This window comes from Streptomyces sp. NPDC058664 (genome assembly GCF_042716635.1).
Lineage (GTDB): Bacteria > Actinomycetota > Actinomycetes > Streptomycetales > Streptomycetaceae > Streptomyces.
In genome coordinates this window covers 41,943-51,965 of sequence record NZ_JBHXRW010000049.1, presented here as the reverse complement: position 1 = coordinate 51,965, position 10,023 = coordinate 41,943, and the positions used below count along the sequence as shown (strand labels likewise).

13 protein-coding genes are annotated in these 10,023 nt (G+C 71.5%); 4 read left to right on the top strand and 9 right to left on the bottom strand.

What is annotated here, in order from left to right; translation table 11 throughout:
* Positions 1 to 91: 91 nt before the first annotated feature.
* The gene (locus tag ACFWUY_RS30990) at positions 92 to 805 is read right to left on the bottom strand and encodes an antibiotic biosynthesis monooxygenase (protein WP_384117370.1); all 714 of its coding nucleotides are present in this window, start codon (positions 803 to 805) and stop codon (positions 92 to 94) included.
* Between the two features lie 93 nt (positions 806 to 898).
* Between ACFWUY_RS30990 and ACFWUY_RS30985 the strand changes: the two genes are divergently transcribed.
* On the top strand, positions 899 to 1,342 hold the full coding sequence (locus ACFWUY_RS30985) for a GNAT family N-acetyltransferase (protein WP_384117367.1): 444 nt from the start codon (positions 899 to 901) through the stop codon (positions 1,340 to 1,342).
* A gap of 137 nt (positions 1,343 to 1,479) precedes the next feature.
* On the top strand, positions 1,480 to 2,364 hold the full coding sequence (dapA, locus tag ACFWUY_RS30980) for a 4-hydroxy-tetrahydrodipicolinate synthase (RefSeq protein WP_384117364.1): 885 nt from the start codon (positions 1,480 to 1,482) through the stop codon (positions 2,362 to 2,364).
* Here dapA and ACFWUY_RS30975 read toward each other — a convergent pair.
* Positions 2,343 to 2,552 carry a hypothetical protein gene (locus ACFWUY_RS30975; protein ID WP_384117361.1) on the bottom strand — a complete coding sequence of 70 codons (210 nt, stop codon included), beginning with the start codon at positions 2,550 to 2,552 and terminating at the stop codon, positions 2,343 to 2,345. The genes dapA and ACFWUY_RS30975 overlap by 22 nt on opposite strands.
* A gap of 349 nt (positions 2,553 to 2,901) precedes the next feature.
* Between ACFWUY_RS30975 and ACFWUY_RS30970 the strand changes: the two genes are divergently transcribed.
* Positions 2,902 to 4,023, top strand: a complete 1,122-nt coding sequence (locus tag ACFWUY_RS30970; protein WP_384117358.1) for a PQQ-binding-like beta-propeller repeat protein — start codon at positions 2,902 to 2,904, stop codon at positions 4,021 to 4,023.
* Between the two features lie 34 nt (positions 4,024 to 4,057).
* Here the strand turns inward: ACFWUY_RS30970 and dapD are convergent, their stop codons facing one another.
* The 3 genes from dapD to ACFWUY_RS30955 are packed head-to-tail and all read right to left on the bottom strand — an operon-like array spanning position 4,058 to position 6,008.
* Complete coding sequence (gene dapD / locus ACFWUY_RS30965; RefSeq protein WP_384117355.1) at positions 4,058 to 5,041, bottom strand: 2,3,4,5-tetrahydropyridine-2,6-dicarboxylate N-succinyltransferase; 984 nt, start codon at positions 5,039 to 5,041, stop codon at positions 4,058 to 4,060.
* A gap of 44 nt (positions 5,042 to 5,085) precedes the next feature.
* On the bottom strand, positions 5,086 to 5,688 hold the full coding sequence (locus ACFWUY_RS30960) for a TetR/AcrR family transcriptional regulator (RefSeq protein WP_384117352.1): 603 nt from the start codon (positions 5,686 to 5,688) through the stop codon (positions 5,086 to 5,088).
* Positions 5,688 to 6,008, bottom strand: coding sequence for a DMT family transporter (locus tag ACFWUY_RS30955; RefSeq protein WP_384117349.1), 321 nt, complete (start codon positions 6,006 to 6,008; stop codon positions 5,688 to 5,690). Before ACFWUY_RS30955 ends, ACFWUY_RS30960 begins: the two co-directional genes overlap by 1 nt.
* 62 nt (positions 6,009 to 6,070) lie before the next feature.
* Here ACFWUY_RS30955 and ACFWUY_RS30950 point away from each other — a divergent pair, with 62 nt between their 5' ends.
* Positions 6,071 to 7,117, top strand: coding sequence for an oxidoreductase (locus ACFWUY_RS30950; protein ID WP_384117346.1), 1,047 nt, complete (start codon positions 6,071 to 6,073; stop codon positions 7,115 to 7,117).
* Positions 7,118 to 7,184: 67 nt separating this feature from the next.
* On the opposite strand, the gene ACFWUY_RS30945 is transcribed toward ACFWUY_RS30950, so the two are convergent.
* The 4 genes from ACFWUY_RS30945 to sufC are packed head-to-tail and all read right to left on the bottom strand — an operon-like array spanning position 7,185 to position 10,023.
* Positions 7,185 to 7,523, bottom strand: a complete 339-nt coding sequence (locus tag ACFWUY_RS30945; RefSeq protein WP_017238620.1) for a metal-sulfur cluster assembly factor — start codon at positions 7,521 to 7,523, stop codon at positions 7,185 to 7,187.
* Entirely contained in the window at positions 7,520 to 7,981 is a 462-nt protein-coding gene (gene sufU, locus ACFWUY_RS30940) for a Fe-S cluster assembly sulfur transfer protein SufU (protein WP_384117342.1), read from the bottom strand. The genes ACFWUY_RS30945 and sufU overlap by 4 nt, the downstream gene beginning before the upstream one ends.
* A gap of 9 nt (positions 7,982 to 7,990) precedes the next feature.
* Positions 7,991 to 9,259 carry a cysteine desulfurase gene (locus ACFWUY_RS30935; protein WP_384117339.1) on the bottom strand — a complete coding sequence of 423 codons (1,269 nt, stop codon included), beginning with the start codon at positions 9,257 to 9,259 and terminating at the stop codon, positions 7,991 to 7,993.
* The gene (sufC, locus tag ACFWUY_RS30930) at positions 9,256 to 10,023 is read right to left on the bottom strand and encodes a Fe-S cluster assembly ATPase SufC (RefSeq protein WP_384117336.1); all 768 of its coding nucleotides are present in this window, start codon (positions 10,021 to 10,023) and stop codon (positions 9,256 to 9,258) included. Before sufC ends, ACFWUY_RS30935 begins: the two co-directional genes overlap by 4 nt.

The following is a 10,023-nucleotide window of genomic DNA, read 5'->3' as shown; positions in this document are numbered from 1 at the left end:
ACAGCGTGCACATCAACGCGGAGTTCGCCGACCAGGACAGCGACCACGACCCGCAGGTGCTGCGCTTCCGCCCGTAGGACCGGCCGGCCGGTCAGACGCCCGCGCTCAGGCTGAGCGCGGGCGTGTACCGCCGCACCCGGCTGCCGACGAGTCCCGGGTACCGCCGCACGCGCGCCCAGGACTCGCCGGTCGGCGCGTCCTCGGCCAGCCACTCCGCGTGGGCCCGCTCGCTCTCCCACTCGGCCACGTTCAGGACGCGGGTGCCGTCGGTGGACAGATGGAAGTGCGCGCCGATCCCGCCGTGCGCGGGCCGCTTCCCCGCGTCGTCGTCCAGGGCGGTGAACACGGCGTCCACCCAGACCCGCTGCCGCTCCGCGTCCGGCCCGTCGAAGTCGACCTCGACGACCGCGAGGACCCCGGGCAGCGCCCCGGCGCTCGGCCCGTCGAGGACGGCGGAGCGGTACGGGGGCGCGTAGCGGTGGAGCACGACCCGTTCGATGCCGGGCACGGCCGCGTCGATCTCGGCGTTCCGGTCGTCGCGGTAGGTCCGGACGAAGTCCTCGTAGGCCTGCTCGGCGGTCCACTGCGAGTAGTGCAGCAGCGTGTCCCCGTCGGTCCCGGCGTACACGGTGTACGAGAGCAGCCCGAGGTCGGGCCATTCCCTGCTCTCCCAGGCCTTGCGGATGGCCTCGACGGCGGCCCGCTGGCGCTCGGGGGTGCCGACCCGCCAGGTGCTGGCGAGGACGGCACCGACTCCGGGGCGGTGGAAGTCGGGACGGGCGTCGGGGCGCGCGACGGCGTTCATGGGCGGATCTCCTGCCTTTTGTTCGGATGCCCCCACCGTCCTTCCTCAACCATGCTTGAGGTCAAGTACCGGCCCCGTGGCAGACTGCGCGGCATGATCCTCCGCCCCGCCACCCGTGCCGAACTGCCGTCCGTCCTCGCCCTCCTGGCGGACGAGCGGACCGTCGTGGACCCCGCCTCGGTCACCGTCACGGAGGCGTACGAGCGGGCCTTCGCGGACATCGGGGCCGATCCGCGCAACGAGATGCTCGTCCTCCTCGACGGGGAGGTCGTCGTGGGCTGCCTCCAGATCACGTACATCCCGGGGCTCGGCAAGGGCGGCGCCGAGCGGGCCCTGATCGAGGCGGTCCGGATCAGGGCCGACCGGCGCGGCGGCGGTCTCGGCCGGGAACTGATGGAGCGCGCCGTGGCGCGGGCGAGGGAGCGCGGCTGCGCGCTGGTCCAGCTGACCAGCGACAAGAGGCGGACGGAAGCCCACCGTTTCTACGCCTCGCTGGGCTTCGCCCGCAGCCACGACGGCTTCAAGCTCGGCCTGTGAGGCCTGTGAGGCCTGTGAGGCATATGAGGTTGCGAGGCCTGCGAGGTGCCGGACCCTGGAAGTCTTCAGCAGTGCTTATCTCTCGAACCAAGCAGATCTAAGTGGACCTTCACCATCGCCGCCTCCAGACTTCGGTGATGAGCACTGAACGCCCCTTCGGCCGCGCTCTCTGCGCGATGATCACCCCGTTCACCCCCGCCGGCGCGCTCGACCTCGGCGCGGCGCGGGACCTCGCCGTCCGTCTCCTCGCGGAGGGCTGCGACGGCCTGGTCCTCAACGGCACCACGGGCGAGTCCCCGACCACCACGGACGCCGAGAAGGCCGCGCTCGTCCGGGCCGTCCGCGAGGCCGTCGGCCCCGCCCCCTCCGTCCTCTCCGGCGTCGGCACCGCCGACACCCGGCACACCGTCGAGCTGGCGCGTCGGGCGGAGGAGGCGGGGGCGGACGGGCTGCTCGTCGTCACCCCCTACTACAGCCGCCCGCCGCAGCCGGCCGTCGAGGCGCACTTCCTGAGGGTCGCCGACGCGACGGAACTGCCGGTGATGGTCTACGACATCCCGGGCCGCACCGGCACCCGCGTCGAGCCCGCGACGATGCTGCGGCTCGCCCGGCACCCCCGGATCGTGGCGGTGAAGGACTGCGCGTACGACCTGCTCGGCTCGGCCCGGGTGATCGCGGAGACCTCGCTCGCGTACTACTCGGGCAGCGAGGAACTGAACCTGCCGCTGTACGCGGTCGGCGGCGCCGGCTACGTCAGTACGGTCGCCAACGTGGCACCGCGTCAGCTCCGTGCCGTCCTCGACGCCTTCGACGCGGGCGACACCGCGGAGGCGGCCCGGCTGCACGCCCGGCTGCTTCCGCTGACCGAGCTGATGATGGCCTCGGGCCTGCCCGGCACGGTCACCGCCAAGGCCCTGCTCGGCGGGCCGCTGCGCGAACCCCTGCAGTCCGCCGCCCGGGAGACGGCCGACGGGCTGCGGGAGGCGTACGAGGCATTGGTTCAGGCGGAGTCGGTCGTGTAGGTCCTGCCGAGGATGGCGGCGTGCTCCAGGACGTCCTCCAGCGGGTCGTCGATCTGCCCGGTGGAGATCAGGGAGATGTGGGGGCCGTTGTGCGCGTGTGTGTGCGTCTCGTCCGCGACGGCCGTGCCGGCCGGTAGCAGGACCGCCACCACCGTGAGCACTCCGGCAACCATGGGCTTCGTCCTCATGTCGACTCCTCGCCTCGTCCACTGGAACCTTGCGCTCCGCTCCGTTTAACGCAATGTCACCAAAAGAGTTGCCGTGTGACGGGAGTTTCACGGCGTCGTCCCCGTTGCGTACCGCCCCCCGGACCGTCGTGCCGTGGCTAGCCTGAGCCCGTTCCGGACCCGCTTCGGGTCCCGAACGGGAAATGGGGATCGGGCGGATGCACCACATACGTGGGGGACGCGCGGCCGGAACACCGGGTGACCGAACCGGCGGCGAGGGACCCGAGGTGTCCCGCAGACGTCTGCTCCGCCTCGCCGGAACCGGAATCGGCCTCGCGGCCCTCGGCGCGGGCGCCTGGGGATGCGGCCCGTGGAGGAGCCGGCACCGTCGGCGAGCGCCCCGGGTACGAGCACGCCCGGCACGGGCGGGGGCGCCTTCACCACCCCGCCGCCGGGCACCGCCCCGCGACCGCTGTGGCAGGGGGAGGCGGCGGCCGGGGCGCTCGGCGCCCTCGACGCGCTGGCGGTCGCCGGCGACGTGGTCCTGGTCTCGGGCGACCCGCTGGTGGGCCGGGACGTCGTCACCGGCAAGGAGGTCTGGTCACGCCGGGAGGTCGCCGTACCGGGCGCGAAGCTGCTGGTGAGCGGCGGCACCCTCTACCTCGCGAGCGCCGAGCACGACGGGGACGTCGTCGGTCTCGACCCGGCCACGGGCAAGGAGACCTGGCACAGCCGGCTCGGGAAGCGGTTCTCCCAGCCGCGCACGATCGCCGCGGACGAGCACCGCGTCTACGTCCTCGCGGGCATCCTGGAGAAGGGCTTCAGCACCCCGGACAACGTGATCGCGGCGATCGACACCAGGTCCGGGAAGGTCGTGTGGCAGGAGCGCCGCGACACGGGCACCGAGGAGTCCGGTGTCATCGCCGCGGTCGTCGGGCGGCCTCTCGTCTACACCGACTACCGCGAGAACGTGACGGTCCGCGACGCGGCCACCGGCCGCCAGCTCTGGACGAAGAGGATCGGCCGGTCCAACAGCGGCCGGTTCGCCGCCCACGGGAACCTGGCGATCATCGCCGACGGGCAGCGGCTGCGCGCCTTCGCGCCGGCGGACGGCGCGGAGCGCTGGTCCCTCGCTGCCGAGGAGTTCACCCGCCTCCACGACCCCGCGGTCCTGGACGGGGTCCTCTGCGCCTCCGACTCCAGCCATGTGCCGCGCGCGGTCGACCCGGCGAAGGGCGGCGTGATCTGGCAGAACGAGGACCTGCTCGAAGTGGCGCACCCCTGGCAGTTCGCCAAGGTGGGCGGCCCCCTGTACGCGGCGACGGACCTCGACCCCGGCGGCGGTGTCCTCGCCTTCGACGCCCGCGGCGGCAAGCACCGCTGGACCTACAACGACGGTACGGGCCCGGTGGAGAAGTGGTACGTCGCCGCTTCCGGCGACCGTCTGCTCGCCCTCCACGGGAGGCGGCTGACCGCCCTGCCGGCCGTCTGAGGCCGGGCCGGGCGGTCAGGGTCCCGCCGGTGGGTCAGTTGTGGCTGTGCAGGATGTCGTTGAGTCCGCCCCAGACCGCGTTGTTCGGGCGGGCCTCGACGGTGCCGGTGACCGAGTTGCGGCGGAAGAGGATGTTCGAAGCGCCGGAGAGCTCGCGGGCCTTCACGATCTGGCCGTCGGGCATCGTGACCCGGGTGCCGGCGGTGACGTACAGACCGGCCTCGACCACGCACTCGTCGCCGAGGGCGATGCCGACGCCCGCCTCGGCGCCGATCAGGCAGCGCTCGCCGATCGCGATGACGACGTTGCCGCCGCCCGAGAGGGTGCCCATCGTGGAGGCGCCGCCGCCGATGTCGGAGCCGTTGCCGACGACGACACCGGCGGAGATCCGGCCCTCGACCATGGAGGTGCCGAGGGTGCCGGCGTTGAAGTTGACGAAGCCCTCGTGCATGACGGTGGTGCCGGCGGCGAGGTGGGCGCCGAGGCGGACGCGGTCGGCGTCGGCGATGCGGACACCGGCGGGCACGACGTAGTCGGTCATGCGCGGGAACTTGTCGATGCTCGTCACGGAGAGGTGCAGGCCCTCGGCGCGGGCGTTGAGCCGCACCTTCTCGATGTCGTCGACGGCGACCGGACCGAGCGAGGTCCAGGCGACGTTGGCGAGGAGGCCGAAGACGCCGTCCAGGCTCTGGCCGTGCGGCTTGACCAGCCGGTGGCTGAGCAGGTGCAGGCGCAGGTAGGCGTCGTGGGCGTCGAGCGGCTTCTCGTCGAGCGAGCCGATGACGGTACGGACGGCGACCACCTCGACGCCGCGGCGGGCGTCCACGCCGAGGGCCTTGGCGGCGCCTTCGCCGAGGGCGTTCAGGGCCTCGTCGGAGGTCAGCCGCTCGGTGCCGGCGAGGCCGGGCGCGTCGGTCAGCGAGGGGGCGGGGAACCAGGTGTCGAGAACGGTGCCGTCGCCGGCGATGGTGGCGAGGCCGGCGGCGACGGCGCCGGTGGTGCGAGGAGCAGTGGTCATGACGGAGAACCTAACCGGCGGGGCCCCGCGCGGGCCAACCGGTCTCAGGTCTCGGTCGGGCGCGTCGGCGGTTCCGACAGGCCTCGGACCGGGGAGTTCGGTGGTTCGTTCAGGATCCGCGTGAGCATCGCGCGCGCGTACTCCTCGTCGTAGACGCCGTCGGTGAGCAGGACCTGGAGGCGGATGCCGTCCATGAGGGCGACCAGGGCGCGGGCGGTGGCGGGGTCGGTGCGGTGGGCCAGGGCGGCGACGGCGGTCCCGGTCCACTCGGCGGCGACGGGGCGGAGGGCGGGGCGCCGCAGGGCGGCGAGGTAGAGCTCGTACTCCAGCTCCACGCGGGCGCGTCCGCCACCCATCCACTCGCCCAGGAGGCGGGCGAGCACGGTCCCGAGGTCGCTGTCCCGCGCGGCGAGGGCGGGGCTCTCGCGCAGCAGCCGCCCGAAGCCCCCGTCGGCCTTGCGGAGCGCGGCGACCAGGAGGTCGTCGAGGGAGGCGAAGTGGTACGTGGTCGAGCCGAGCGGTACGTCCGCCTCTGCGGCCACCGTGCGGTGGCTCAGACCGGCGATCCCGGCCCGCCCGGCCACCCGGAGGGCCGCTTCCACGATCCGCTCGCGCCGTTCGGGGTCGTGGCGGCGGGGGCGGCCCATCAGTGCGCGCCGCCGAGGTTGAGGACGGCGACCCCGGCGATGATGAGGACGATGCCGGCGACCTTGGCGAGGCTGAGGGTCTCGCCGAGGAAGAGGACGCCGATGGTGGCGACGGCGGCGGTGCCGACCCCGGACCAGATGGCGTACGCGGTGCCGACCTGGAGCGTCTTGAGCGCCTGCGCCAGGAGCGCGAAGGCGATGAGATAGCCGGCGCCGGTGACGATCGAGGGCCAGAGCTTGGTGAAGCCCTCGCTGTACTTCATCGAGGTGGTGGCGAGGATCTCCGCCGCGATGGCGCCCGCCAGCAGTCCGTAACCCATGTGTACGAGCGTACACAGCCTTGCGTACGGGCGTACGCATCCCGACCTATACGGTGTCCCGCATGACGTTTCCCCCGGGGCCGCCCTACGGCTACGGCTACCCGCCCCCGCCCCCGCCGCCGAAGCCCGGCGTGATACCCCTGGCGCCGCTCGGTTTCAGCTCGATCCTGACCGGCGCCTTCGCCACCTTCGGCCGCTACTGGAAGCAGTTGCTCGGGGTGACGGCCACCGTGTACGGGGTGGCCCTGCTGGCCGTGGGAGCGGCGCTCGGCATCGCGTACGCGGCCGTCGGCGACCTCTTCCCCGCCGTGTTCGACCTGCCGCCCGGCCAGGAACCGCAGTGGGACGACGTCCGCCCGCTGCTCGTCGCGTTCGCCTGCGTCTGGATCGCCGGCACGATCACGGTCCTCTGCGCCAACGCCGTGATCGCGGCGGCCTGCCCCGCCGTGATCCAGGAGGCGGTCCTCGGCCGGCCGACGACCTTCGGTGCGGTCTGGCGCCGGTCGTGGGCCCGGATGCCGGCCGTCCTCGGCACCGTGATCCTGACGAGCCTGCCGATGGTGCTCCTGGTCGTGGTGTACGTGGGGACGCTCGTCGCCCTGCTCCTCCACCTCGACGGCGGCAGTCCGGTGACCCTGGTGCTCACGGTCTTCGGCGGCGCGACGCTCGCCGCCCTGCCCCTCGTCCCGCTCGTCCTCTGGCTCTGGGTGAAGTTCAGTCTGGCCCCGGCCGCCGCGGTGATGGAGAACCAGGGCACCATGGCCTCGATGCGCCGCTCCTCGGCCCTGGTCCGCGGTTCCTGGTGGCGCGTCTTCGGCTGCCTCTTCGCCGCCGGGACCATGGCCGCCGTCGTCGGCTGGCTGATCCAGCAGGCCTTCTCCCTCCTGCTCTCGGTCCCCCTGGCGACGGCCGACTTCTCCGGCGACGACCCCGCGGCCGTCATCGCCTCCCTCGTCGGCTTCGTCGTCCTGCTCGCCGTCGGCCAGCTGATCAGCCAGGTCGTCGTCTCCGTCTTCCCGCCCCTGATCACCGGCCTCGTCTACGTCGACCAGCGCATCCGCAAGGAGAACCTGGCACCCGAGCTCGCCCGGGCGGCGGGCCTGTACTAGGTCGCGCCCCGGAAAACACGGAACGGCCGTGCCCCGAAGGGCACGGCCGTTCCCACGCGTGCGTGGATCAGACGTTGAAGCCGAGCGCGCGGAGCTGCTCGCGGCCGTCGTCCGTGATCTTGTCCGGGCCCCACGGGGGCATCCAGACCCAGTTGATCTTCAGTTCGTTGACGATGCCGTCCGTCGCGGACTTCGCCTGGTCCTCGATCACATCGGTCAGCGGACAGGCCGCCGACGTCAGGGTCATGTCCAGCGTCGCGACGTTCGAGTCGTCGATGTGGATGCCGTAGATCAGGCCCAGGTTGACGACGTCGATGCCCAGCTCGGGGTCGACGACGTCGTACAGCGCCTCGCGGACTTCTTCCTCGGAGGCCGGCTTCATCGTGGCCTCGGCGTTCTCGGTCATGCCGACTTCCTCTCCGCGTCGCCCAGCGCCTGGGCGGTCGCGTCCTTCCACGCCATCCAGCTGAGCAGGGCGCACTTCACACGGGCCGGGTACTTGGAGACTCCGGCGAACGCGACCGCGTCCTCCAGGATCTCCTCCATCGCGTCGTCCGGCTCGATCTGGCCCTTGGACTGCATCAGCTCCAGGAAGGTGCCCTGGATCCTCTGCGCCTCGGCCAGCTCCTTGCCGACGAGCAGCTCGTTGAGGACGGACGCCGAGGCCTGGCTGATGGAACAGCCCTGGCCCTCGTACGACACGTCCTCGACGCGCGAGCCGTCGTACTTCACGCGGAGCGTGATCTCGTCGCCGCACGTCGGGTTGACGTGGTGCACCTCGGCGTCGCCGTCCCGAAGACCGCGCCCGTGCGGGTGCTTGTAGTGGTCCAGGATGACGTCCTGGTACATCGAATCCAGCTTCACGACCAGCCCCTACCCGAAGAAGTTCCGTACGTGCTCAAGACCCTCGACCAGGGCGTCGACCTCGGCCGGAGTGGAGTACAGATAGAACGACGCTCGCGTGGTCGCGGGAATTCCGTACCGCAGGCAGACCGGCCGCGCGCAGTGGTGGCCGACCCGGACCGCGATGCCCTGCTCGTCGAGGACCTGGCCCACGTCGTGCGGGTGGATGTCGCCGAGCGTGAAGGAGATCGCCGCGCCGCGGTCCTCGGCCGTGGTGGGGCCGATGATCCGCAGGTCCTGCACCTCCTGGAGGCGCCGGACGGCGTACTCGGTGATCGCGTGCTCGTGGCGCGCGATGTTCTCCATGCCGATCGCCGACAGGTAGTCCACGGCCGCGCCGAGGCCGACGGCCTGGGCGATCGGGGGCGTACCCGCCTCGAACTTGTGCGGGGCCGGCGCGTACGTCGAGGAGTGCATCGAGACGGTCTCGATCATCTCGCCGCCGCCGAGGAAGGGCGGCAGGTCCTCCAGGAGCTCCTGCCGTCCCCAGAGCACGCCGATGCCGGTCGGGCCGACCATCTTGTGGCCGGTGAAGGCCACGAAGTCGGCCTGCAGCGCCTGCACGTCGAGCACCATGTGCGGGGCCGCCTGCGAGGCGTCGATGCAGACCAGCGCACCGACCTCCTGCGCGCGCCGGATGATCGTCTCCACCGGGTTGATCGTGCCCAGCAGGTTCGAGACCAGCGTGAACGAGACGATCTTGGTCTTCTCGGTGATGACCTCTTCGATGTTCGAGAGGTCGAGGCGCCCGTCGTCGGTGAGGCCGAACCACTTCAGCTTCGCGCCCGTGCGCTGCGAGAGCAGCTGCCACGGCACGATGTTGGAGTGGTGCTCCATCTCCGTGATGGCGATCTCGGTCTCGTGGTCCACGCGGTAGGGCTCGTCGGCCCAGCCCAGCATGTTGGCCACGAGGTTGAGCGACTCCGAGGCGTTCTTGGTGAAGATCACCTCGTCGCGGCTCGGCGCGTTGATGAAGGCCGCGACCTTGTCACGGGCGCCTTCGTACAGCGCCGTCGCCTCCTCGGCGACCGTGTAGACGCCGCGGTGGACGTTGGCGTTGTGACGCTCGTAGTACGTGGTGAGCGCGTCGAGGACCTGCCGCGGCTTCTGCGAGGTCGCGGCGGAGTCGAGGTACACGATCTTCTTGCCGTCGTGGACCACGCGATCCAGGAGCGGGAAGTCCTTGCGGATCGCCTCGGTGTCGAGGAGGCCGGAGAGCCCCTGATGGGCAGATGTCACGCGGATGCGCCACCCTTCGTGCTGTAGGCCTCGTAGCCCTCGTTCTCCAGCTTGTCGGCGAGCTCGGCGCCGCCGGACTCGACGATGCGGCCGCCGGAGAAGACGTGCACGAAGTCGGGCTTGATGTAGCGCAGGATCCGGGTGTAGTGCGTGATCAGCAGCGTGCCGACCTCACCGGTCTCGCGGACGCGGTTGACGCCGTCGGAGACCTGACGCAGCGCGTCGACGTCCAGGCCGGAGTCGGTCTCGTCGAGGATCGCGATCTTCGGCTTGAGGAGCTCCATCTGGAGGATCTCGTGGCGCTTCTTCTCACCGCCGGAGAAGCCCTCGTTGACGTTGCGCTCGGCGAAGGCCGGGTCCATCTGGAGCTGCTCCATCGCGGACTTGACCTCCTTCACCCAGGTGCGCAGCTTGGGGGCCTCGCCGCGGACGGCGGTGGCGGAGGTGCGCAGGAAGTTGGAGACCGAGACGCCGGGGACCTCGACCGGGTACTGCATGGCCAGGAACATGCCGGCGCGGGCGCGCTCGTCGACCGACATCTCCAGGACGTCCTCGCCGTCGAGCGTGACGGTGCCGCTGGTGATCGTGTACTTGGGGTGCCCGGCGATCGAGTACGCGAGGGTCGACTTGCCCGAGCCGTTGGGGCCCATGATGGCGTGGGTCTCGCCCTGCTTCACGGTCAGGTCGACGCCCTTGAGGATCTCCTTCGTGCCGTTCTCGGCTTCGACGGAGACGTGCAGGTCGCGGATTTCAAGCGTTGCCAT

What these genes read in the sequence shown, in the direction of transcription:
- sufC (WP_384117336.1), bottom strand. Translation starts at nt 10,023, where the DNA reads ATGGCAACGCTTGAAATCCGCGACCTGCACGTCTCCGTCGAAGCCGAG.
- ACFWUY_RS30975 (WP_384117361.1), bottom strand. Translation starts at nt 2,552, where the DNA reads ATGAGGACGAAGCCCATGGTTGCCGGAGTGCTCACGGTGGTGGCGGTC.
- ACFWUY_RS30990 (WP_384117370.1), bottom strand. Translation starts at nt 805, where the DNA reads ATGAACGCCGTCGCGCGCCCCGACGCCCGTCCCGACTTCCACCGCCCC.
- ACFWUY_RS30950 (WP_384117346.1), top strand. Translation starts at nt 6,071, where the DNA reads ATGACGTTTCCCCCGGGGCCGCCCTACGGCTACGGCTACCCGCCCCCG.
- ACFWUY_RS30955 (WP_384117349.1), bottom strand. Translation starts at nt 6,008, where the DNA reads ATGGGTTACGGACTGCTGGCGGGCGCCATCGCGGCGGAGATCCTCGCC.
- ACFWUY_RS30960 (WP_384117352.1), bottom strand. Translation starts at nt 5,688, where the DNA reads ATGGGCCGCCCCCGCCGCCACGACCCCGAACGGCGCGAGCGGATCGTG.
- ACFWUY_RS30985 (WP_384117367.1), top strand. Translation starts at nt 899, where the DNA reads ATGATCCTCCGCCCCGCCACCCGTGCCGAACTGCCGTCCGTCCTCGCC.
- ACFWUY_RS30945 (WP_017238620.1), bottom strand. Translation starts at nt 7,523, where the DNA reads ATGACCGAGAACGCCGAGGCCACGATGAAGCCGGCCTCCGAGGAAGAA.
- dapA (WP_384117364.1), top strand. Translation starts at nt 1,480, where the DNA reads ATGAGCACTGAACGCCCCTTCGGCCGCGCTCTCTGCGCGATGATCACC.
- dapD (WP_384117355.1), bottom strand. Translation starts at nt 5,041, where the DNA reads ATGACCACTGCTCCTCGCACCACCGGCGCCGTCGCCGCCGGCCTCGCC.